The organism is Halomonas sp. E14, from assembly GCF_052568415.1.
Genome location: NZ_CP199423.1, coordinates 742,212 through 763,524 on the forward strand (window position 1 = coordinate 742,212; position 21,313 = coordinate 763,524).

The 21,313-nt window shown below is 64.1% G+C and carries 18 protein-coding genes and 7 tRNA genes; 15 read left to right on the forward strand and 10 right to left on the reverse strand.

Annotated elements, in window-relative coordinates; all coding sequences use genetic code 11:
- Positions 1-24: 24 nt before the first annotated feature.
- The 6 genes from ACT7B3_RS03380 to ccoN form a co-directional block, all read right to left on the reverse strand.
- Positions 25-537 (reverse strand): FixH family protein, encoded by a 513-nt coding sequence (locus tag ACT7B3_RS03380; protein ID WP_445156856.1) that lies wholly within the window; start codon positions 535-537, stop codon positions 25-27.
- Positions 538-541: 4 nt separating this feature from the next.
- Positions 542-1,981, reverse strand: coding sequence for a cytochrome c oxidase accessory protein CcoG (ccoG, locus tag ACT7B3_RS03385; RefSeq protein WP_445156857.1), 1,440 nt, complete (start codon positions 1,979-1,981; stop codon positions 542-544).
- A gap of 129 nt (positions 1,982-2,110) precedes the next feature.
- Positions 2,111-3,040 carry a cytochrome-c oxidase, cbb3-type subunit III gene (gene ccoP, locus ACT7B3_RS03390; RefSeq protein WP_445156858.1) on the reverse strand — a complete coding sequence of 310 codons (930 nt, stop codon included), beginning with the start codon at positions 3,038-3,040 and terminating at the stop codon, positions 2,111-2,113.
- Positions 3,037-3,276, reverse strand: coding sequence for a cbb3-type cytochrome oxidase subunit 3 (locus ACT7B3_RS03395; protein WP_444678360.1), 240 nt, complete (start codon positions 3,274-3,276; stop codon positions 3,037-3,039). The genes ccoP and ACT7B3_RS03395 overlap by 4 nt, the downstream gene beginning before the upstream one ends.
- A 1-nt stretch (position 3,277) precedes the next feature.
- Positions 3,278-3,886 carry a cytochrome-c oxidase, cbb3-type subunit II gene (gene ccoO, locus ACT7B3_RS03400; protein ID WP_445156859.1) on the reverse strand — a complete coding sequence of 203 codons (609 nt, stop codon included), beginning with the start codon at positions 3,884-3,886 and terminating at the stop codon, positions 3,278-3,280.
- A 22-nt stretch (positions 3,887-3,908) separates the two neighbouring features.
- Positions 3,909-5,336, reverse strand: coding sequence for a cytochrome-c oxidase, cbb3-type subunit I (gene ccoN, locus ACT7B3_RS03405; RefSeq protein ID WP_444678358.1), 1,428 nt, complete (start codon positions 5,334-5,336; stop codon positions 3,909-3,911).
- A gap of 588 nt (positions 5,337-5,924) precedes the next feature.
- Between ccoN and ACT7B3_RS03410 the strand changes: the two genes are divergently transcribed.
- The 9 genes from ACT7B3_RS03410 (at position 5,925) to ACT7B3_RS03450 (ending at position 13,935) form a co-directional block, all read left to right on the forward strand.
- Positions 5,925-6,000, forward strand: a tRNA-Val gene (locus ACT7B3_RS03410).
- 38 nt (positions 6,001-6,038) lie between these two features.
- Positions 6,039-6,115 (forward strand) — tRNA-Asp (locus ACT7B3_RS03415).
- A gap of 29 nt (positions 6,116-6,144) precedes the next feature.
- Positions 6,145-6,221 (forward strand) — tRNA-Asp (locus tag ACT7B3_RS03420).
- A gap of 112 nt (positions 6,222-6,333) precedes the next feature.
- A tRNA-Val gene (locus ACT7B3_RS03425) sits at positions 6,334-6,410 on the forward strand.
- 3 nt (positions 6,411-6,413) lie between these two features.
- Positions 6,414-6,490: transfer RNA gene (locus ACT7B3_RS03430), tRNA-Asp, on the forward strand.
- A gap of 209 nt (positions 6,491-6,699) precedes the next feature.
- Positions 6,700-8,736: an FAD-dependent oxidoreductase gene (locus ACT7B3_RS03435; protein WP_445156860.1), complete on the forward strand. Its 2,037-nt coding sequence runs from the start codon at positions 6,700-6,702 to the stop codon at positions 8,734-8,736.
- Positions 8,737-9,127: 391 nt separating this feature from the next.
- Positions 9,128-11,050, forward strand: a complete 1,923-nt coding sequence (locus ACT7B3_RS03440; protein WP_445156861.1) for a PrkA family serine protein kinase — start codon at positions 9,128-9,130, stop codon at positions 11,048-11,050.
- A gap of 23 nt (positions 11,051-11,073) precedes the next feature.
- On the forward strand, positions 11,074-12,357 hold the full coding sequence (locus ACT7B3_RS03445) for a YeaH/YhbH family protein (protein ID WP_445156862.1): 1,284 nt from the start codon (positions 11,074-11,076) through the stop codon (positions 12,355-12,357).
- An 18-nt stretch (positions 12,358-12,375) separates the two neighbouring features.
- A complete protein-coding gene (locus ACT7B3_RS03450; protein WP_445156863.1) occupies positions 12,376-13,935 on the forward strand; it encodes a SpoVR family protein in 1,560 nt (519 codons plus the stop codon).
- A gap of 47 nt (positions 13,936-13,982) precedes the next feature.
- On the opposite strand, the gene ACT7B3_RS03455 is transcribed toward ACT7B3_RS03450, so the two are convergent.
- A complete protein-coding gene (locus tag ACT7B3_RS03455) occupies positions 13,983-14,297 on the reverse strand; it encodes a high-potential iron-sulfur protein (protein ID WP_444678356.1) in 315 nt (104 codons plus the stop codon).
- Between the two features lie 255 nt (positions 14,298-14,552).
- Between ACT7B3_RS03455 and ACT7B3_RS03460 the strand changes: the two genes are divergently transcribed.
- Positions 14,553-14,972 carry a CopD family protein gene (locus ACT7B3_RS03460; protein ID WP_444678355.1) on the forward strand — a complete coding sequence of 140 codons (420 nt, stop codon included), beginning with the start codon at positions 14,553-14,555 and terminating at the stop codon, positions 14,970-14,972.
- A gap of 54 nt (positions 14,973-15,026) precedes the next feature.
- Here ACT7B3_RS03460 and ACT7B3_RS03465 read toward each other — a convergent pair whose 3' ends face one another.
- Entirely contained in the window at positions 15,027-15,491 is a 465-nt protein-coding gene (locus ACT7B3_RS03465; protein WP_444678354.1) for a DUF2231 domain-containing protein, read from the reverse strand.
- Between the two features lie 21 nt (positions 15,492-15,512).
- Between ACT7B3_RS03465 and coxB the strand changes: the two genes are divergently transcribed.
- The 5 genes from coxB to ACT7B3_RS03490 all read left to right on the forward strand — a co-directional run bounded on the left by coxB (position 15,513) and on the right by ACT7B3_RS03490 (position 20,843).
- Positions 15,513-16,592, forward strand: coding sequence for a cytochrome c oxidase subunit II (gene coxB / locus ACT7B3_RS03470; protein WP_445156864.1), 1,080 nt, complete (start codon positions 15,513-15,515; stop codon positions 16,590-16,592).
- Positions 16,589-19,120: a cytochrome c oxidase subunit I gene (gene ctaD, locus ACT7B3_RS03475; protein WP_445156865.1), complete on the forward strand. Its 2,532-nt coding sequence runs from the start codon at positions 16,589-16,591 to the stop codon at positions 19,118-19,120. Before coxB ends, ctaD begins: the two co-directional genes overlap by 4 nt.
- The gene (locus tag ACT7B3_RS03480) at positions 19,117-19,467 is read left to right on the forward strand and encodes a hypothetical protein (protein WP_444678351.1); all 351 of its coding nucleotides are present in this window, start codon (positions 19,117-19,119) and stop codon (positions 19,465-19,467) included. The genes ctaD and ACT7B3_RS03480 overlap by 4 nt, the downstream gene beginning before the upstream one ends.
- Positions 19,468-19,605: 138 nt before the next feature.
- Positions 19,606-19,881, forward strand: coding sequence for an Lrp/AsnC family transcriptional regulator (locus ACT7B3_RS03485; RefSeq protein WP_086508531.1), 276 nt, complete (start codon positions 19,606-19,608; stop codon positions 19,879-19,881).
- A 77-nt stretch (positions 19,882-19,958) separates the two neighbouring features.
- Entirely contained in the window at positions 19,959-20,843 is an 885-nt protein-coding gene (locus ACT7B3_RS03490) for a DNA/RNA non-specific endonuclease (RefSeq protein WP_444678350.1), read from the forward strand.
- A 227-nt stretch (positions 20,844-21,070) separates the two neighbouring features.
- Here the strand turns inward: ACT7B3_RS03490 and ACT7B3_RS03495 are convergent.
- Together ACT7B3_RS03495 and ACT7B3_RS03500 are read right to left on the reverse strand one after the other, a co-directional pair.
- A tRNA-Leu gene (locus tag ACT7B3_RS03495) sits at positions 21,071-21,157 on the reverse strand.
- 44 nt (positions 21,158-21,201) lie between these two features.
- A tRNA-Leu gene (locus ACT7B3_RS03500) sits at positions 21,202-21,288 on the reverse strand.
- Between the last annotated feature and the right edge of the window lie 25 nt (positions 21,289-21,313).

Consider the following 21,313-nt stretch of genomic DNA (forward strand, 5'->3'; position numbering starts at 1 on the left):
GGCTGGCTCAAGGCGTGGCTCGGCTCACGTGCGTGCCGGTACGCCCGGCGTCAGATCAAAGCTCGTTTCGCTGGGAAAGCTGGCTTCGCCGACCAGGCGCCACTCGGGCTGCTGCTCGCTCGGATGCAGCTGCAGGTACCAGCGGTAGCGCAGGTTGTCGGGCGCCTGGCCAAGATAGCGGCCGTCGCGTACATGCTCGAGCACCAGGTCTTGGTCGCGGTTGTCCTGGGTGGGGAAGATCAGACGCAGGTAGAGCCGCTCGGGGCGGTCGTCGCCGTCGAGCTGGACGATGATGTCACTGGTCAGCGGGTCGACGCGCAGGTCGGCCGCAAGATTGAGCTCATGGGCGCGCTGCTGCTTGGCCAGCACCATGTTGATGGCGCGGCCGTGTTCGTAGTAATCCTCCTGCACCATGCCGTCCGCTGAGCGTACGGCGAGCACGGCGAAGGTGGAGCTGACGCTGATCGACAGCATCAGCAGGCCGAGCAGGAACCAGGGCCAGAACTGCTTGTACCAGGGGGAGGGAGTCGTCGTCATGGGGTCATCTCCGGGTGTCGCCGATGAAGCGAGTGTCGCGATCGATGCGGATCTGCGTGTTTTGCTGCGACGCCAGGTGCAGCTGAATCGGATGGCTGGGGAGTTCCAGCACCGCAGGGTCTGCCGTGACCTGTACGGCGAACAGGCGCGAGCTCCCGGCGGGCACGCTGAGCGTTGCGGTGTCGAGTGCCAGCCCCGGCAGGCCGCTGGCGCTCAGGTCGTATACGTGGTCGCTGTCGTCGAGGTTGCGCACGGTGAGGGTGTAGACATTGCTGATACGGCCGTCGCGGGTCATGTGGTAGAGCTGGCCACGCTCGCGCTCCACTTCGAAGCCAAGCGGCATGCGGTCGCCCAGCGCCCACACGAACAGGCCCACCATCACCACCAGAGCGGCGAAATAGCCAAGCAGGCGCGGCCGCAGGATATGGGACCGCTTTCCTTCCAGGGCGTTCTCGGTGGTATAGCGAATCAGCCCGCGCGGGTAGTTCATGCGGTCCATCACGCTGTCGCAGGCGTCGATGCAGGCCGCGCAGGTGATGCACTCGTACTGCAGCCCCTTGCGAATATCGATGCCGGTGGGGCAGACCTGCACGCAGAGGTCGCAGTCGATGCAGTCGCCGTGCCCGGCGGCGCGCGCCTGCTCGTGGGTCAGGCTTTTTTTGCGTGAGCCGCGGGGCTCACCGCGGGCCGCGTCGTAGGAGACGATCAAGGTGTCGGCGTCGAACATCACCGACTGGAAGCGGGCATAGGGGCACATGTAAATGCACACCTGCTCGCGTAGCCAGCCGGCGTTGAGATAGGTGAAGACAACGAAGAACCCGACCCAGAAATAGGACCAGCCGTGGGCCCGCAGGGTAGGGAGTTCGATCACGAGTTCGCGGATCGGCGTAAAATAACCGACGAAAGTTACCCCGGTGGCCAGGGCGATGGCCAGCCACACGGCATGCTTGGCGCTCTTGCGCCAGGCCTTATCGAAGCTCATCGGCTCGCGGTCGAGCTTGATACGGCGATTGCGCGAGCCTTCCAGGCGGTGCTCCACCCAGATATAGAGATAGGTCCAGACGCTTTGCGGACACGTATAGCCGCACCAGACGCGGCCGGCAAAGACGGTGATGAAGAACAGTCCGAAGGCGCAGATGATCAGCAGCCAGGAGAGCAGAATGAACTCCTGGGGATAGAAGGTGGCGGCAAAGATATGAAACTCACGCCCCGGCAGGTCGAACCAGATCATCGGCCGATCGCCCCAGGTGAGCCAGGGCAGGGCGAAGAAGGCCAGCATCAGGGCCCAGTTCGCAACACGCCGCACCCGCTGAAACAGTCCCTTGATTTCACGCACGTAGATGTGCTGCCGCTTGGCATACATCTCCTGCTGGACGGTGCCAGGCGTCGCTGGCTGAACCGCCGGTTCCGGGGTCACGTCTTGCGTTGGGATTTTCTGGCTCATGTCGGACTCGCGGCGGGGTTGAGGGGCCCGCAGAAGGAGGGCAATGAAGAGGCTTCATTGTACCGAGCGCCCTGACTTAAACGGCTGGCCTGCGACAGGAGGTCGCAGGCCAGCCATGCCTGGCGTCGATTAATCGCGGAAACGCAGACTGTAGACGTAGGCGGCGACCAGATGGACGCGTTCCTCACCGATATAGGCAGCCTGAGCCGGCATGTGGCCGTTACGCCCGTTGCGCAGCGTCTGGCGCACGGAGTCGGCCACGCTCTGACCAGGGGCCTGATACAGCCAGATATCGTTGGTCAGGTTGGGTGCGCCCAGCGCCTGGTTGCCGGTGCCGCTGGGGCCGTGGCAGGCCGCACACACCGAGGCGAAGACCGCGGCGCCCACTTCGGCCCGCTCGGCATCGTGCTCGAGGCCCGACAGCGCGAGCACGTGCTGGGTCACGTTCTCGATGTTGTTCTCGCCCAAGGTCTGGAACGAAGGCATGAGGCCGTTGCGGCCACGCACCAGCGTGGTCATGAGCTGTTCGGGCTCACCGCCGTAGAGCCAGTCGTCGTTGGTCAGGTTGGGGAAGCCGTAGCCGCCCTGGGCGTTGGCGCCGTGACAGACCGCGCAGTTGTTCTGGTAGATTCGCTCGGCGACCTGCATGGCCTCGGCGTCCCGCGCCAGCTCGGGGATGGGGATCTCCTGGAAGCGGGAGAAGATCGGGGTGAAACGCTCTTCGGCGCGCGCTACCTCGCGCTCCCACTGGCCTTCCTGGCTCCAGCCCAGTAGCCCGGTGAAGTTGCCCAGGCCCGGATAGAGCAGCAGGTAGCCCAGCGAGAACACCACGGTGGCCACGTAGAGTTGGAACCACCAGCGCGGCAGAGGGTTGTCGTACTCCTCGATCTCGTCGGCCGCGTGCCCGGTGGTTTCCACGTTGCCATCGGCATCCGGCACCTTGTCGGTCTTGCGGTTGGCGTAGAGGATCCAGAAGGCGAAGGCGATGGAGCCCAGCGTCAGAATGATGATCCAGGCACTCCAGAACCCGGAAAGGGAGTCATCCCAGAAGTTGCTCATGTGTTCTTGTCTCCCCTGTCTTTTCGGGAATCTGCGTCGCCTTCTTGACCACTCTGCGAGTACGGCTGCGAGGCGCTGCTGTCACGGTTGAGTTGCTCATCGTCTTCGGCGAAGGGCAGTTGGGCTGCCTCTTCGAAATCCGGCTTGCGCCGCCGGGAGTAGGCCCACCAGGTAATGCCCAGGAAAGCCACGATCAGCAAAAAGGTAATGATGCCGCGAAACGTCCCGGTATCCATGTCAGCGCGTGCCCTCGAGCACGGTGCCCAGCTGCTGGAGGTAGGCGACCAGCGCGGTGATCTCCTGCTGTCCGCGCACGTCGCGCGTGGCGTTGGCGATGTCCTCGTCGGTGTAAGGCACGCCCAGCCGGCGCAGGGCTTCCATCTTGCGCGGCGTGTCGCGGCCGTCGAGGGTGCGCTCGAACAGCCACGGATAGGAGGGCATGATCGAGGTGGGCACCACGTCGCGCGGGTTGTACATGTGGGCACGGTGCCAGTCGTCGCTGTAGCGGCCGCCAACGCGCGCCAGGTCCGGGCCGGTGCGCTTGGAGCCCCACAGGAAGTTGTGCTCGTAGATGAATTCGCCGGCCACGCTGTAATGACCGTAGCGCTCGGTCTCGGCGCGGAACGGGCGGATCATCTGCGAGTGGCAGCCGACGCAGCCTTCGCGACGGTAGATGTCGCGGCCTTCGAGCTCCAGGGCGGAGAGCGGGCGCAGCCCGTCGACCGGCTCTGTGGTCTGCTTCTGGAAGAATAGCGGCACGATCTCGGCCAGGCCGCCAAAACTGATCACCACCAGTATCAGCACGGCAAGCAGGCCAACGTTCTTTTCGACAATCTCGTGTTTCATGGGTGACGTTTTCCCTGTTTGCTCAGGCGGTCTGTGCCAGCGGCTGGCGCTCGGCGGCTTCGCTGCGCTTGATGGTCATGAAGACGTTGTACGCCATGATCAGCATGCCGACGATCCAGAACAGGCCGCCGATGAGGCGTACGACATAGCCCGGACCGCTGGCCTCGACCGACTCGATGAAGGTGTACATCAGCGTGCCGTCGGGGTTGATGGCGCGCCACATCAGGCCCTGCAGGATGCCGTTGACCCACATGGAGGCGATGTAGAGCACGGTGCCGATGGTGGCCAGCCAGAAGTGCACGGCGATGAGCCCGACCGAATGCATCTCGGTGCGGCCGAACAGGCGCGGAATCAGGTGATACATGGAGCCGATGGTGATCATCGCCACCCAGCCCAGGGCGCCGGCGTGGACGTGACCGATGGTCCAGTCGGTGTAGTGGGAGAGGGCGTTGACGGTCTTCACCGCCATCATCGGGCCTTCGAAGGTCGACATGCCGTAGAAGGAGAGGGCGACGACCAGGAAACGCAGGGTCGGGTCGGTGCGCAGCTTATGCCAGGCGCCGGACAGGGTCATCATGCCGTTGATCATGCCGCCCCAGGAGGGCGCCAGCAGGATGATCGACATGACCATGCCCAGCGACTGCGCCCAGTCGGGCAGCGCGGTGTAGTGCAGGTGGTGCGGGCCGGCCCACATGTAGATCATGATCAGGGCCCAGAAATGCACGATCGACAGGCGATAGGAGTAGATCGGGCGCTCGGCCTGCTTGGGCACGAAGTAGTACATCATGCCGAGGAAGCCGGCAGTCAGGAAGAAGCCCACCGCGTTATGGCCGTACCACCACTGCACCATGGCATCGATGGTGCCGGCGTAGATGGAGGTGGAGTACATGAAGGTGACCGGGATCGCCGCGTTGTTGACGATGTGCAGCACCGCCACGGTGAGGATGAAGGCGGCGAAGAACCAGTTGGCCACGTAGATGTGGGAGGTCCTGCGCTGCTTGATGGTCATCAGGAAGACAACGGCATAGCTGACCCATACCACGGCGATCAGGATGTTGATCGGCCACTCCAGCTCGGCGTACTCCTTGGTGGTGGTGTAGCCCAGCGGCAGGGTGATGACCGCCGACACGATGACGGCTTGCCAACCCCAGAAGGTGAAGGCCGCCAGCTTGTCGGAGAACAGCCGGGTCTGGCAGGTGCGCTGCACCACGTAATAGGAAGTCGCCATCAGGGCGGAGCCGCCGAAGGCGAAGATGACGGCGTTGGTGTGCAAAGGCCGCAGGCGGCCGAAGCTCGTCCAAGGCAGATCGAGGTTGAGTTGCGGCCAAACCAGCTGTGCGGCAAGGATGACACCGAGGAGCATGCCCACGATGCCCCACACCACTGTCATGATCGCAAACTGCCGAACTACTTTGTAATTGTAGGTCGGGTGCTCTAATGCTGTGCTCATGTCAGGTTCCCATCGAACGCGTAACGAGAGCCAGCATGGCGGGCTGCCATGGCTGACGCTCCCGGTTGGGTGATGCAGGTCGAAAAATCAGAGCGATTCTATCGCAGCCGCAGCAAAGACTGAAACACGCCCAATGGCGAAACTCGTATAGGAATTTGACGATTGTCGAACTTTGCACGAGTTGAGCCTGGTGCGTGAAGGCTTGGGCGGCTTGGTGATCGAGTGGTCACGGGGCTCTGGCAATAGGCGGTGCGAGGCAGCATGGTAGAAGAATTCTGCCGGGGGTGCGACATTCTGCCACACCTGGGCGGAGGTACCTCGTCGCAAAGGACGCCTGGCGGGCGCGCAAGCGGGACCTGGCGACGGCGTCGCCAGGCGGAGAAAATCGGCCTTCGGCAAATCGAATCGGCGCGACAACTGAGATCAGGTTTGGCAAGTGCCAACCGGTGGTCGTTGCGAGCGGGTGTCGTGGGTGCGGCGTCGGCTGAGCGGTCGGCTCTGCCTTGAAAACGCTGAATTCGCAGGGCTGGTTTCGAAGGGCGTTGACAACGTACGGAATCTCTGTAGAATTCAGCGCCACGTGACTAGGGGTGGTTAGCTCAGCTGGGAGAGCACCAGCCTTACAAGCTGGGGGTCACAGGTTCGAACCCTGTACCACCCACCATCGCCTCGGCGATCCCGATCACGTAGGAAGCACGCAGCGGACCGGTAGTTCAGTCGGTTAGAATGCCGGCCTGTCACGCCGGAGGTCGCGGGTTCGAGTCCCGTCCGGTCCGCCAATGTTTCCACCGCTAGTGTCATCGATTGTGGACCGGTAGTTCAGTCGGTTAGAATGCCGGCCTGTCACGCCGGAGGTCGCGGGTTCGAGTCCCGTCCGGTCCGCCACGATGGCATGACGGCAAAAGGCTAGTGGTAGTAAAAAAGCTAGTTGAAGTAATCGCATAGCCTGCAAAAAATTGTGCTAGCAAAACTAGCAGTAAGTCGTTGCGTTATCCGTGGGTGATTAGCTCAGTTGGTTAGAGCACCAGCCTCACATGCTGGGGGTCACTGGTTCGAATCCGGTATCACCCACCACGCGGACCGGTAGTTCAGTCGGTTAGAATGCCGGCCTGTCACGCCGGAGGTCGCGGGTTCGAGTCCCGTCCGGTCCGCCATCGAATTCCGAGACCCTGAGCCTATGCTCGGGGTCTTCTCGTTTTTGTCTATACTCCTTGCTCTGCCGGTTCCGTGACCGGGCCTGCCTGAGCGCGTGCCTCCAGGACGCGCCGAGCCAGCGTGGCCTGCAATACCCGTCGCTCTCGCCAAATCGCGCTTTTCCTTTGCGCCCGCCGCCTGGCTATCATACAGTTGTTTGAAAATAACCGTGACTCGACCCAAGAAGGAGTTCGGCGTGCGCTATCCTCATCTTTTCCGTCCGCTCGAGGTGGGCCACCTGACGCTGCCCAACCGTGTGCTGATGGGCTCCATGCATACCAACCTTGAAGAAACGCGAGGCGGCTTCGAGCGGCTTGCCGCCTTCTATGCCGAACGTGCCCGTGCCGGCGTCGGCCTGATCGTCACCGGGGGTATCGCGCCCAATCCGGAAGGGGCGGTATTCCAAGGGGCGGCCACGCTGGAGCGCGCCGAGCAGGTGGAAGACCACCGCCAGGTGGTCGAGGCGGTGCATGCCGAAGGTGGCCGGCTGTGCATGCAGATTCTCCACGCGGGGCGCTATGCGTATTCGCCCGAACTGGTGGCACCGTCGCCGATCCAGGCCCCGATCAATCCCTTTGCGCCGCGTGAGCTCAGCGACGAGGAAGTGGAAGGGCAGATTGCCGACTACGTGCGCTGCGCTTCTCTGGCGCGCGAGGCGGGTTACGACGGCGTCGAGGTGATGGGTTCCGAAGGCTACCTGATCAACCAGTTTCTGTGTCGGCGCACCAATCAGCGCGAGGATCGCTGGGGTGGGCCTTTCGAGCAGCGCATGCGCTTCGCCGTCGAGATCGTGTCGCGAATTCGCCAGGCGGTGGGCGACGACTTCCTGATCATCTTCCGTCTGTCGATGATCGACCTGGTCGAAGAGGGCAGCACCTGGGAGGAAGTGGTGACGCTCGGGCGTGCCGTCGAGGCGGCCGGCGCCAGCCTGATCAATACCGGCATCGGCTGGCACGAGGCGCGGGTGCCGACCATCGTCACCAGCGTGCCGCGGGCGGCCTTCACCGAGGTCACCCGGCGCATGAAGGCCGAGCTCTCGATCCCGCTGATCACCACCAACCGCATCAACATGCCGGAGGTGGCCGAGCGGGTGCTGTCCGAGGGGCATGCCGACATGGTCTCAATGGCGCGCCCGTTCCTCGCCGACCCGGCGTGGGTGGCTAAGGCGGCTGAGGGGCGCGACGACGAGATCAATACCTGCATCGCCTGCAACCAGGCGTGCCTGGACCACACCTTCCAGGGCAAGCTCACTTCGTGCCTGGTCAACCCCCAGGCCTGCCACGAGACCGAGCTGGTGATCGAGCCGGCCGAGACGCCGCGAGATGTCGCCGTGGTGGGCGGTGGGCCGGCGGGGATGGCGGCGGCGCTCACCGCGGCACGGCGTGGACACCGGGTGGTGCTGTTCGAACGCACCGCTGAGCTGGGTGGGCAGTTCAACCTCGCCCGCAAGATTCCCGGCAAGGAGGAGTTCGACGAGACGCTGCGCTACTTCAAGGTAATGCTCGACAAGCACGGCGTCTCGATCCGGCTGCGTACCGAGCCCGACGTGCAGCGGCTGCTCGAATTCGATGCGGTCATCCTGGCCTCGGGGGTGCGCCCGCGGCGGCTGGAGCTGCCGGGCATCGACCATCCCAAGGTCATGAGCTATCCGGCGGCCATCCTCCACCCCGAGCGCGTGGGGCGTCGGGTGGCGGTGATCGGTGCCGGTGGCATCGGCTTCGATGTGGCCGAGCTTCTGACCCATATCGGTCATCCGGCCCTGGATACTGCCGCATGGTGTGCCGAGTGGGGGGTCGACCTCAGCGTATCCGGGCGCGGTGGCCTGGCGCCTCCCAGCAAGCCTGAAACGCCGCGTGAGGTGGTGCTGCTGCAGCGCAAGCACTCCAAGCCCGGCAAGGGGTTGGGCAAAACCACGGGCTGGGTGCACCGGGCGTCGTTGAAGCACCGCGGCGTGGAGACCCTGGCTGGCTGCGAGTATCTCGCGATCGACGATGAGGGGCTGCGTATCCGCCACCAGGAGCAACAGCGGCTGCTCGAGGTGGACACCGTGGTGGTTTGTGCCGGGCAGGAGCCGGTGCGCGAACTGCTCGAGCCGCTGCAGGCAGCCGGCGTGGCCGTGCATTTGATCGGTGGTGCCGATGAGGCCGCGGAGCTGGATGCCAAGCGTGCCATCGACCAAGGCACGCGCGTGGCGGCGGGGCTGTAGCGACAAACGTTGACAGCAGTTTGTGCCGTATCGGCTACGCTGGCGATAATCCTCTGCGTGACTTCCTTCTCGCTGTGAAGCTTCCGCTGCGACCCGCCTTCCGGCGGGTCGCATTGTTTTTCCGTCGGTAGGGTGCACATGCACGGCGCGGCGTGTCGTCTACGGTTTTCCAGTCCGGCAGCCCGGTTTTTTTACCAGCGTCCTTTCAGCGTTTAAACCCTGAATGCGCGCAAGCGAACCCTCTCCCTGATCGGTACTCTCAAGTGGTGACTGCCCCCCTGCGTTGAGAATTTGTCCCCATGTCGCCCGGAAGCTGTCTAGTCTGATGGGTAACTCATGACGACTAACCGGCTAACGGATCGTCGTCGGGGTGGGCAAACAGGAGGTTTCGATGAGCATCTTTGATCATGTGCAGAACCGCTTTACTCAGGTCCAGCAGGAAGAGATGAGCCTGCAGGAGTATCTGGAACTGTGTCGTGAGGACCCCATGGCCTACGCCAGTGCTGCCGAGCGCATGCTCAAGGCCATCGGCGAGCCGGAAGTGATCGACACCGCCAGAGATTCGCGGCTCTCCAGGATCTTTTCCAACAAGGTGATCCGCCGCTATCCGGCTTTTTCCGAGTTCTACGGCATGGAGGAGGCGATCGAACAGATCGTGGCCTACTTCCGTCATGCCGCCCAGGGCCTGGAGGAGCGCAAGCAGATCCTGTATCTGCTGGGGCCGGTGGGGGGCGGCAAGTCATCGCTGGCCGAGCGGCTCAAGCTGCTGATGGAACGGATTCCCTTCTATGCCATCAAGGGTTCGCCGGTCTACGAGTCGCCGCTCGGGCTGTTCTCTCCGGAAGAGGATGGCGAGCTGCTGGAGAAGGAGTATGGCATTCCCCGCCGCTACGTGAAGAGCATCATGTCGCCCTGGGCGGCCAAGCGGCTCAAGGAGTACGGGGGGGACATCACGCAGTTCAAGGTGGTGCGCCTGTACCCGTCGCGGCTCAACCAGGTGGCGATCTCCAAGACCGAGCCGGGCGACGAGAACAACCAGGACATCTCCTCGCTGGTGGGCAAGGTCGACATTCGCCAGCTCGAGCTCTACTCCCAGGACGATCCGGATGCCTACAGCTTCTCCGGCGGCCTGTGTAAGGCCAACCAGGGCCTGATGGAGTTCATCGAGATGTTCAAGGCGCCGATCAAGGTGCTCCACCCCCTGCTCACCGCCACCCAGGAGGGCAACTACAACCCCACCGAGGGCATGGGGGCGATCCCCTTCGACGGCGTCGTGCTGGCCCACTCCAACGAGAGCGAGTGGCAGGCGTTTCGCAACAACCGCAACAACGAGGCCTTCCTCGACCGCGTCTACATCGTCAAGGTGCCCTACTGCCTGCGCGTGACCGAAGAGATCAAGATCTACCAAAAACTGCTCGAGCACTCTTCGCTCGACCAGGCGCCCTGTGCGCCCGATACCCTGCGCATGCTGGCGCAGTTTTCGGTGCTCTCGCGGCTCAAGGAGACGGAGAATTCCAGCATCTACTCCAAGATGCGCGTCTACGACGGCGAGAACCTCAAGGACACCGACCCCAAGGCCAAATCGATCCAGGAGTACCGCGACGCCGCAGGAGTCGACGAAGGGATGGACGGGCTCTCGACCCGCTTTGCCTTCAAGATCCTGTCGAAGGTATTCAACTTCGACAATCACGAGATCGCCGCCAACCCGGTGCACCTGCTGTATGTGTTGGAGCAGCGCCTGGAGCAGGAGCAGTTGCCTAAGGATACCTTCGATCGCTACCTGCGTTTCATCAAGGAGTTCCTGGCACCTCGCTACGTCGACTTCATCGGCAAGGAGATCCAGACCGCCTACCTGGAGTCCTACTCCGAGTACGGCCAGAACATCTTCGACCGCTACGTCACCTACGCCGACTTCTGGATTCAGGATCAGGAGTACCGCGATCCGGAAACCGGCGAGCTGTTCAACCGTCAGTCGCTCAATGAGGAGCTGGAGAAGATCGAGAAGCCGGCCGGGATCTCCAACCCCAAGGACTTCCGCCACGAGGTGGTCAACTTCGTGCTGCGGGCGCGTGCCCAGAACAACGGCATGAACCCGAGCTGGCAGTCCTACGAGAAGCTGCGCGGCGTGATCGAGCACAAGATGTTCGCCAATACCGAGGAGCTGCTGCCGGTCATCTCCTTCAACGCCAAGGCCTCGGCCGCCGACCAGAAGAAGCACGAGGACTTCGTGGCCAGGATGAAAGATCGGGGCTACACCGAAAAGCAGGTGCGGCTGCTTTCCGAGTGGTACCTGCGGGTGCGCAAGTCGCAGTAACCGGCGTGGCTTCAGGAGGTCACATGACCTATTTCATCGATAGACGCGCCAATGCCAAGCGCAAGAGTGCCGTGAATCGCCAGCGCTTTCTCGACCGCTACCGGACGCATATCAAGCGTTCGGTGGAGGAGGCGGTCAACCGGCGCTCGATCACCGACATGGAGCGTGGCGAGAAGGTCTCGATTCCCAGCCGCGACATCTCCGAGCCGGTGTTCCAGCATGGGCCGGGCGGCAAGCGCACGATCGTCAGCCCCGGCAACAAGGAGTTCGTGCAGGGGGATCGCATCCGCCGCCCCGGAGGGGGCGGCGGCGGTGGCGGCTCCGGCGAGGGCAACGCTTCCGACCAGGGCGAAGGCATGGACGAATTCGCCTTCTCCCTCTCCCGCGACGAGTTCCTCGACTTCGTATTCGACGGACTGGAGCTTCCCCACCTCGAGCGCAAGGCGCTCAAGGATCTCGAGGAAGTGAAACCGGTTCGCGCCGGGGTCACCCGCGACGGTGTGCCGTCGCGGATCAATATCGTGCGCTCCATGCGCGAGGCGCAGGCGCGGCGCATCGCCATGCGCGCGCCCATCCGGCGTGCGCTGCGCGACGCCCAGGAAGCGCTAGATGAGGAGGAGCGCAAGGATCCGGTGCTGCGCAACCCGGCGCGGATCGCCGAGCTCAAGGCCGAGATCGAGCGGCTGGAGAAGCGGCTCGATGCGGTGCCGTTCATCGACACCTACGACCTGCGCTACAACAACCTGGTGAACCAGCCTCAGCCCTCGAGCAAGGCGGTGATGTTCTGCGTAATGGATGTCTCCGGCTCCATGACCCAGGCCCACAAGGACATCGCCAAGCGCTTCTTCCTGCTGCTCTACCTCTTTCTCGAGCGCAACTACGAAAAGGTCGAGCTGGTGTTCGTGCGCCATCATACGGCGGCCAAGGAGGTCGACGAAGAGGAGTTTTTCTACTCGCGCGAGACCGGCGGCACCATCGTCTCCAGCGCCCTGACCCTAGTCGACGAGATCATCACCCGCCGCTATCCACCAAGCCAGTGGAATCTCTACGTGGCGCAGGCATCGGACGGCGATAACTGGGACGACGATTCGGTGTCCTGCCGTGAGCTGCTGATGAAGAAGCTCATGCAGCGGCTGCAGTACTATACCTACGTGGAGATCACGCCGCATGCCCACCAGGCGCTGTGGGAGGAGTATGAGACGGTGGCGGCCGAGTTTCCCCAGCGTTTCGCCATGCGCCAGATCGTCGAGGCGGGGGACATCTATCCCGTGTTCCGCGAGCTGTTCCGGCGTCGAGCCGTCAACTAGGGCGTACGAGGAGGCACCATGACCCGACGCAAGCCGATCGCCACCGGCTCCGACTGGAACTTCGAGATTCTGGAAACCTTCGAAAAGGAGCTGGCACGCCTGGCCGACGAGTATCGGCTGGATACCTACCCTAACCAGATCGAGATCATCACTACCGAACAGATGATGGATGCCTATGCCAGCGTGGGCATGCCGGTGGGCTACCATCACTGGTCGTTCGGCAAGCAGTTCCTGGCGGTGGAACAGGCCTACCGCCGTGGGCAGATGGGGCTCGCCTACGAGCTGGTGATCAACTCCGACCCCTGTATCGCCTATCTGATGGAGGAGAACACCCTGATGATGCAGGTGCTGGTGATGGCGCACGCCTGCTACGGGCACAACTCCTTCTTCAAAGGAAACTACCTGTTCCGCGCCTGGACGGACGCCAGCTCGATCATTGATTACCTGGTCTTTGCCCGCAAGTACGTGGCCCAGTGCGAGGAGCGCCACGGTATCGCGGCGGTGGAGCAGCTGCTCGATGCCTGCCACGCGCTGCAGAACTACGGCGTCGATCGCTACAAGCGGCCTTCGCCGATCTCGGCCGAAGAGGAGATGCGCCGCCAGGCGGAGCGCGAGGAGTACCTGCAGGCGCAGGTCAATACCCTTTGGCGCACCATTCCGGGGCGTCCCTCGGCAGATAGCCTGCCCGGTTCGCTGAGCAGTGAGGAGGATCCCCTTGGCCTGCGCGAAGGCGGACGCTATCCGCCCGAGCCCCAGGAAAACCTGCTCTATTTCATCGAGAAGAACGCGCCGCTGCTGGCACCCTGGCAGCGCGAGATCGTGCGCATCGTGCGCAAGCTAGCCCAGTATTTCTACCCGCAGCGCCAGACCCAGGTGATGAACGAGGGCTGGGCCTCGTTCTGGCATTACACGCTGATGAACCGTCTCTACGACGATGGGTTGGTCGACGAGGGGCTGATCCTCGAATTCCTGCAGTCGCATACCGCGGTAGTCAACCAACCCGACTTCGATAGCCCCTACTACAGCGGCATCAACCCCTATGCGCTGGGGTTCGCCATGTTCAGCGACATCAAGCGAATGTGCGAAAACCCCACCGACGAGGATCGCGCCTGGTTCCCCGATACCGCGGGCGGCGACTGGCTGGAGGCCGTGCACTTCGCAATGCGCAACTTCAAGGACGAGTCGTTCATCCAGCAGTACCTCTCGCCCAAGGTGATTCGCGACCTGAAGCTTTTCACCGTGGTGGACGACGACCAGGAGGAGATGCTGGAGGTAACCGCGATTCACGACGAGCGTGGCTACCGCCGGGTGCGCGAGGCGCTGGCCACCCAGTATGCGCTATCGCTGCGGGAGCCCAATATCCAGGTCTACTCGGCCAATGTGCGCGGCGACCGCTCGCTGACCCTGCATCATGTGCAGGACAGCCGCCGCCCCTTGGCGCGCAGCGTCTACCCGGTAATTCGCCACCTGCACCAGCTGTGGGGGTTCCCCGTCTATCTTGAATCGCTCGGCGGGGAGGGGGCGGTGGCGCGGCGCTATCAATGGCCACTGCCCGACGAGGAGGGGCGGGGGAACTGAAGCGGCACGAGTGGGCCAGGCCTGCTCGTGCCGTGCGTCCCAAGGGTTCAGTTCGCCGATACCCAGGACTGGCACCACCCCTGGGGTTCCACGCTGTGCTGCGGGAACAGCTGGCAGCCTTCGGTCGCGGGGTCAAAGAACATGCAGTTGCGACAGGCCTCGCCCGGTGCGTAGGCGGGGTGATCGCTGGCCTGCTCGGCTCGCGTCACGTAGTTCAGCGCCTGGGCCTGCTCGTCGGCTGGGTTGAGTCGCGGCAGCGTCTGGGCGAAAGCTTGGCGTGAAACGAGGCCGATGCCCAGGGGTAGTGCAGCGGCACCGAGAAGGGTAATGCGCAGAAAATCGCGCCGACTCTGTTTGGCCATGGTGTCTCCTTGGGGCTCGGAACCAGAGGGGTGAGCATACCCGGTTTTTCCGGCCCTGCCGCTGGGGTTCATGTGGGGGCGTAGGGAAATGTTCCGAGAGCGTGGGCAAGCGCTGACTCACCAGCTACGACCCGACCGCTGGTCGGAAGTTCGCACCGGCGGCGCGTGGCCGGCGTTTCAGCGCAAGCGAAGCCCTGGCGCTTGCTCCCCACTTTGGCTAGGGTGGGTGGACACTGCAACTGCAAGGATGCTGTCATGCCGTGGATAAAAATTGTTCATATCGCCACACTGCTGTGCTGGTGCGGCGTTCTGCTCTATCTCCCGGCACTGCTCATCACCAGCGCCAGGCCGCGAGCGGCATCGTCCCTCGACGTGCCGGCGCCGGTCGTCCTGCGGTTTCTCTTCACCCGAGTGGCCACCCCTTTTGCCCTGCTGGCCATCGCCAGCGGCACCCTGCTGTTCATCGTCGGGCAGCTGATCGGCGGTTGGCTGGCGCTGAAGCTTGGCGCTGTGACCGGTATGGTGCTGTGCCATGTGCTGTGCGGCGCCCTGATCGTGCGCCTGGAGCAGGGCAAGCGCTGGGGGCTGGTGCCGATCAGTGCGGCCATCGCAATGCTGTCGGCCGCGCTGATGCTGGCGGTGCTGGTGCTGGTACTCAGCAAGCCCTTCGATTGAGGCTGGACAAGGAGAGTCAAGATGCGCGATTCACCAGGGCGCGAGTGGCCAGCGCTACTTGTCGTCGATTTCCACCCCCACCGCCTCGTCATAGACGAGCATGCCACCGAGAATGCCGGCCAGCATGATCAGGCCCGCCGTGAGCAGGGTCAGCCCGATGGCCCAGGGCAGCAGGTCGACGATATCCTGATAGCGCCACAGCCAGTTGAGCGAGGCGAGAGACAGCATCATCACCGCCAGGATGGCATGACACCAGCCCAGAATCATGTGCCGAATGCGGCGCACGGTGACCAGGTCGATCAACCCCGCGACGCTGGCGACCCAGCCGCCCAGCGCGCCGATTCCCGCCAGCCACAGGCTGACGCGAGCCCAGAACAAGTCCTCGGTGTAGAGGAAGGCGCCGTCGCTGAGCACCAGCAGCATCAGGCAGGCGATGGGGAAGTGGATCATCACCGGGTGAAGCGGGTGGCCGGCAATGGCGGCACGACTCTTGATCGAACGGGGTTGTGTCTCGGCCATGTTCGCGTCCTTTGCGATCGGATGGGTTTGTCTACTGGCATTCAACGCGCCTGCTGCCGGTGGGTCAACCGCCTGCGCCGGCCTGCGATGCTGGCCACGGCGCCCGCCCTGTTGCTGGCAGGCTGCGGCGGGGAGATGTCGATCCTCGATCCCTCCGGCCCGGCGGCACGCTCCCAGTACTGGGTGTGGTGGGCCATGCTGATCGTAAGCCTAGTGGTCTCCGTCGCACTTTTCTCGCTCTGGCTCTACACGTTCTGGCGAAAAGCGCCGCCGCCGGAGCGCACCGCCCAGCAGGAGCACCGCATCATGCTGCGCTGGGTGCTGGGGGGTGGCCTGGCGCTGCCCATCATCAGCATCGTGCTGCTGCTGGTCTTCGCCGCTCCCACCGGGCGCAGCATGATTCCGCTGCCGCTGCCCGACGGGGGCAGCGCCGAGGTCATCGAGGTGATCGGTCACCAGTGGTGGTGGGAGATTCGCTACCCCGGTGACGAGGAGGGCGAGGTGGTGACGGCCAACCGGCTGGTGATGCCGGCCGGCGAGCCCGTCGATTTCCGCATCACCAGTGCAGACGTGATCCACGCGTTCTGGATCCCCCGCCTGGGCGGCAAGCGCGATATGGTGCCGGGCCGCCACACGACCATCCGGCTAGAAGCCGATGCGCCTGGCGTGTTCGGCGCCCAGTGCGCCGAATTCTGCGGCGCCCAGCACACCAACATGCTGCTACACGTGGAGGCGGTGGAGCGCGAGGAGTACGACGCCTGGCTGGCGGCACGCCGTACGGCGCCCGCGCAGCTGGCCGGCCATGACGATGCGCGCGAGGCCTTCGGCGAGCACTGCGCTGCCTGCCACCGGGTCGACGGTTTTCCCGCCGAGTTGATTCACGATGACGTGGCCCATGACATCCTCGGGCCCGATCTCAGCGATATTGGCTCGCGCCCGACCCTGGGGAGCGGCGTCATGGCCCGGGAGGAGGGGGCGATCGCCTACTGGCTGCAGTTCCACCAGACACTGAAGCCGGGCAACCGCATGCCGCCCCACAACCACCTCGATAACGAGACGCTGCAGGACATCGGCGCCTGGCTGGAGACGTTGCAACCATGAGCGATACCTCGAACGCTTCCCTGCCCCCCGAGACCCGGCGGCTGCACGAAGGCCTGGATCGGGTGTGGGGCAATCCTAAGGGCCTAAGGGCGCTGACTGTGGTGAACCACACCACCATTGGCCTGCGCTTCATGGTGACCGGGGCGATCTTCTTCCTGATCGGTGGCCTGCTGGCGATGCTGATCCGCACCCAGCTGGCCTTTCCCGATAACGCCTTCATGTCGCACGAGATCTACAACCAGGTCTTCACCATGCACGGCACGGTGATGATGTTCCTGTTCGCCATTCCCATTCTCGAGGGGCTGGCGATCTACATGATCCCCAAGATGATCGGTGCGCGGGATCTGGTGTGCCCGCGCCTGACCGCCTTCGGCTACTACTGCTACCTGTTCGGCGGCATCATCCTGGCTTCCAGCATGGTGCTCGAGATGGCGCCGGAGAGCGGCTGGTTCATGTATACCCCGCTGAGCAGCGGCGACTATTCGCCTGGGCCTGGCTCCGACTTCTGGCTGCTGGGCATCACCTTCGTCGAGATCTCGGCGCTCTCCGCCGGCGTGGAGCTGGTGGTGTCGATCCTGCGCACCCGCACCCAGGGCATGGCGCTGCACAAGATGCCGCTGTTCGCCTGGTACATCCTGGCCATGGCATTGATGATCGTGGTCGGCTTCCCGCCGCTGATCCTCGGCAGCATCCTGCTGGAGCTCGAGCGCGCCGCGGGCATGCCATTCTTCGAGGTGGCGGGGGGCGGCGACCCGGTGCTATGGGCACACCTGTTCTGGCTGTTCGGCCACCCCGAGGTCTACATCATCTTCCTGCCCGGCGCGGGGATCGTCTCGACGCTGATCCCCGTGTTCGCCGGACGCCCGATCGTGGGCTACGCCTGGGTGGTGGCGGCGATCGTCATCATGGGCTTCGTCAGCTTCGGCCTGTGGGTCCACCACATGTTCACCCTGGGCATCCCGCAGCTGGCGCTGGCCTTCTTCTCGGCGGCCAGCATGCTGGTGGCCATTCCCACCGGCATCCAGATCTTTGTCTGGCTCTCCACCCTGTGGCTGGGCCGGCCGAAGATGACGCTGCCGATGCTGTGGATCGTCGGCTTCCTGGTGATCTTTGTACTGGGCGGCCTGACCGGGGTGATGCTGGCGCTGGTGCCGTTCAACTGGCAGGTCCACGACACCCACTTCGTGGTCGCCCACATGCACTACGTGCTGGTGGGGGGGATGCTGTTCCCGCTGCTGGCCGGGCTCTACTACTGGCTGCCGCAGGTGTCCGGACGCATGCCGTCGGAGCGGCTGGGCAAGTGGAGCTTCTGGCTGATCTTCCTGGGCTTCAACGTCACCTTCCTGGTCATGCACTGGACGGGGCTGCTGGGCATGCGGCGGCGCGTTTTCACCTACGACACCGCCATGGGCTGGGATATCTATAACCTGATCTCCTCGGTGGGCGGCTTCATGATGTCGGCCGGGGTGGCCCTGCTGATCCTGGATGTGGCGCTGCACTTCCGCTTCGGCAGAAAGGCGCCGCAGAACCCCTGGAACGCCGATGGCCTGGAGTGGGCCATGCCCAAACCCCCCACGGCGTACAACTTCGTCAGCCTGCCCGCGGTGGAGACGCGTCACCCGCTATGGGAGCGTCCCGAGCTTTCGCGCACCCTCTACGAGGGCCAGCATGGCCTCAATACCATCGACCATGGACGGCGCGAGACTTGGGGCAGCGACGCCCTGACCGGCAAGCTGCGCGAGACCATTCACCTGCCCACCAACTCCTGGTGGCCGCTATTCTCCTCACTGATGCTGGCGGTGGTCTGCATCGGCCTGCTGGTGCGGGTCTACTGGGTGGCGGCAGCAGCGGCGCTGGTGGCAGTGGTGCTGCTGCTGCGCTGGTCGTGGGAGAACGGCGCGCACCCCAATGTGGCGCCCGGGGCCAGCCGAGCGCCGACTGAACCGCCGCTGCACTACCGCACCATGAATGGTCCTGGTGTATGGTGCATGTCGGTCTCTCACCTGGCCAACGGCTCGCTCTACCTGTCGCTGCTGTTCGGCTGGTTCTACCTGTGGGTGGTGGCACCTGAGTGGCAGATGCCCGACAGCTCACCGCTCTCGCTGCCGCTGCTGGTCGCGGCCGGCGTGGCGCTGACCCTGGGCACGCTGCTGCTGGCGAAGCTGGTAGCCCGGTTGCGCCGCCGCGAGGCCGCCGGACTCGGTGTACTGATGTATAGCGCAGGGGGGCTGGGTACGCTCGCGGCGGGGCTGGTCGTGGCGGTCATGTGGCTAGCCGACCTGGCCCCCACCGACAACGCCCACGACGCCACCCTGTTCGTGGCGCTGAGCTATGTACTGATTCTGACCTCCCTGGGTGGCGTGCTGTGCCTGCTGCAGGGGCTGCGCGTGGGATATGGGTATGTCGGCCTGGAGGCGCCCATGGAGCCGGTGGTGGTGCAGCGGCTGTGGTACTACAACCTGGTGGTTTACTGGACCCTGTTCGTGGCGATCTGGGTCATGCCGACCCTGCTGGGAGGGGACGCATGAGACATCTGCTGCGACTGACTCATCCCATTCACCTGGTGGGCGGTGTCACGCTCTGGGGGATCTGGTTCGTGGCGATCTACGCCGGTCTCTCGGTGGCCTGCTCGGTGGCGCCGCCGGACCCCGGGCGCGACATGCTGACCGGCATCAACCTCGGGGTGGGGCTGGCCACCCTGGCAACCACCCTGGGGCTGCTGTGGCTGACCTGGGCCGGCGTCAAGGCGGCGCGCCGGGCGGAAGTGCGCCGCGACTGCTACTTCGCCTACACCTCGGCCGGCGTCTACTTCTTCTCGGCGGGGGCGACGCTGTTTGTCGGCTACCCGGTGGTGTTCCTGCCACCCTGCCTATAGGGCGCCATTAAAGCGTGACTAAGGCGTGACGCTAGCCGTCAGAGCGAGCCATTCAGCCGCCGCGGCTCGCCTGCTATACTCGCGCCAGGCTGCGGCGGCCCCATGCCGCCCGCGGCAATGCCAAACGGGGGAGTGTCGATGCAGAATGCCGTGATCCTGATCAATACCGAAAAGGGGCAGGTGAAGGCGGTGGCCGAGCGGCTTGCCGACGTCGAAGGAATCAGCGAGGTCTATTCCACCTGCGGTCGCTACGACCTGGTGGCGATTGCCCGAACCCGCGATTTCGAGAGCCTGGCCGAGCTGGTCACCGAGCGCCTCAATGCCGTCGAGGGCATCCGCGACACCGAGACGCTGAATGCCATGCAGGTACACTCCCGGCACGACCTTGAAACCATGTTCTCGCTGGGCTGGTAGCCCGGCGAGTCTCCTCTGGCTGACCTCGGCCTGCCGGTGCCCAAGCGTGCCGGCGGCGCCACCCTTCGGATCGAGACATGGCCCTAGCACGTTCCCGCGGCAGGCGGCGTCGCTCCCTGCTTTCCACCGGGCGCTTCCGCCTCCGCCAGTTCGGCATCACCCTTATTTTCGTGCTGGTGGGCAGCGGCCTGTGGTACGCCCAGGAGCAGGAGTATCGTGACCAGCTGAGCTGGATGGGCGTGCCCACCTGGGACAGCCTGACCCCGCTGACTGTGCACCGCGTGCTGCGCAACGACGGCTTCCTGGTGGGCTGGTCGGACGTGCGGGTCAATCCGCTGTGGGTCAGCTACCTGCTGCATGAGGTGGAGGAACCGCGCGCCGGCCCCCGACCCGAGTTCCGCAGCGATTGGCGCACGCTGTGGCCGATCGCCGCCGACAGCTATTTCGGCAGCGGCTACGATCGCGGCCACCTGGCGCCCAACTACGCTATCGCCGTGGTCCATGGTCGCCAGGCCCAGGAGCAGTCGTTCCTGATGAGCAACATCTCGCCCCAGCGTCCCGACCTCAACCGGCGGCTCTGGCAGCGCCTGGAAGAAGTAGTGATCGACCACTTCGTGCCGCGTTTCGGCGTGGTGCAGGTCATCACCGGTCCGGTCTTCCCCGAGCGCTTCATCGACAACGTCACCAACCGGGTGGGGCTGGTCGAGATTCCAGAAGCCTTCTACAAGATTATCGTGGTGCCGGCCGAGGCGCCGATGGCGCTGGCCTTCATCATGCCCCAGGAGGTACGCGGCAACGAGCCGCTGGACGCTTACCTGGTGAGCATCGACGAGGTGGAGGCGCGTACGGGGCTCAACTTCTTCCCGCGCTTGCCCGACGGCGTGGCGGAAGTGCTGGAAGGGGAAGTGGTGGCGGAAGGCTGGGACCTGGACAGGGTGGCTCGCCTGCCTGCCCGCTTCTAAAAGATGCAACGCTGCGCGAGCGGATTCCAAATGCAAGCCAGGCAAAAACCAGGCACAAAAAAACCGCGGTAGGTCACGGTTTCTTGGATTGCTGCGTTGCTCGCAGCATTTCTTGCTCTTGCTCTTGCTCTTGCTCTTGCTCTTGCTCTTGCTCTTGCTCTTGCTCTTCTTGCTTCGGCCATTGCTAGGCCTTCAGCTTGCATGACGCAGTTCGCTCGAAAGAGCGGTGGTGCCCAGGAGAGGACTTGAACCTCCACATCCGTAAGGATACTAGCACCTGAAGCTAGCGCGTCTACCAATTCCGCCACCTGGGCGCATCATGCAGTCGTCATCTTGCGTCGTGTTCGCGTGTCTGGGCTGGTGCCCAGGAGAGGACTTGAACCTCCACATCCGTAAGGATACTAGCACCTGAAGCTAGCGCGTCTACCAATTCCGCCACCTGGGCGAACACGAGCGACTCGAACTGACAA

Bases quoted from the DNA above. Each gene is read 5' to 3' on its own strand.
- ccoN (WP_444678358.1), bottom strand. From the start codon at position 5,336: ATGAGCACAGCATTAGAGCACCCGACCTACAATTACAAAGTAGTTCGG.
- ccoO (WP_445156859.1), bottom strand. From the start codon at position 3,886: ATGAAACACGAGATTGTCGAAAAGAACGTTGGCCTGCTTGCCGTGCTG.
- ccoP (WP_445156858.1), bottom strand. From the start codon at position 3,040: ATGAGCAACTTCTGGGATGACTCCCTTTCCGGGTTCTGGAGTGCCTGG.
- ctaD (WP_445156865.1), top strand. From the start codon at position 16,589: ATGAGCGATACCTCGAACGCTTCCCTGCCCCCCGAGACCCGGCGGCTG.
- coxB (WP_445156864.1), top strand. From the start codon at position 15,513: ATGGGTTTGTCTACTGGCATTCAACGCGCCTGCTGCCGGTGGGTCAAC.
- ACT7B3_RS03455 (WP_444678356.1), bottom strand. From the start codon at position 14,297: ATGGCCAAACAGAGTCGGCGCGATTTTCTGCGCATTACCCTTCTCGGT.
- ACT7B3_RS03440 (WP_445156861.1), top strand. From the start codon at position 9,128: ATGAGCATCTTTGATCATGTGCAGAACCGCTTTACTCAGGTCCAGCAG.
- ACT7B3_RS03450 (WP_445156863.1), top strand. From the start codon at position 12,376: ATGACCCGACGCAAGCCGATCGCCACCGGCTCCGACTGGAACTTCGAG.
- ccoG (WP_445156857.1), bottom strand. From the start codon at position 1,981: ATGAGCCAGAAAATCCCAACGCAAGACGTGACCCCGGAACCGGCGGTT.
- ACT7B3_RS03490 (WP_444678350.1), top strand. From the start codon at position 19,959: ATGGCCCTAGCACGTTCCCGCGGCAGGCGGCGTCGCTCCCTGCTTTCC.
- ACT7B3_RS03460 (WP_444678355.1), top strand. From the start codon at position 14,553: ATGCCGTGGATAAAAATTGTTCATATCGCCACACTGCTGTGCTGGTGC.
- ACT7B3_RS03465 (WP_444678354.1), bottom strand. From the start codon at position 15,491: ATGGCCGAGACACAACCCCGTTCGATCAAGAGTCGTGCCGCCATTGCC.
- ACT7B3_RS03395 (WP_444678360.1), bottom strand. From the start codon at position 3,276: ATGGATACCGGGACGTTTCGCGGCATCATTACCTTTTTGCTGATCGTG.
- ACT7B3_RS03445 (WP_445156862.1), top strand. From the start codon at position 11,074: ATGACCTATTTCATCGATAGACGCGCCAATGCCAAGCGCAAGAGTGCC.
- ACT7B3_RS03480 (WP_444678351.1), top strand. From the start codon at position 19,117: ATGAGACATCTGCTGCGACTGACTCATCCCATTCACCTGGTGGGCGGT.
- ACT7B3_RS03485 (WP_086508531.1), top strand. From the start codon at position 19,606: ATGCAGAATGCCGTGATCCTGATCAATACCGAAAAGGGGCAGGTGAAG.
- ACT7B3_RS03380 (WP_445156856.1), bottom strand. From the start codon at position 537: ATGACGACGACTCCCTCCCCCTGGTACAAGCAGTTCTGGCCCTGGTTC.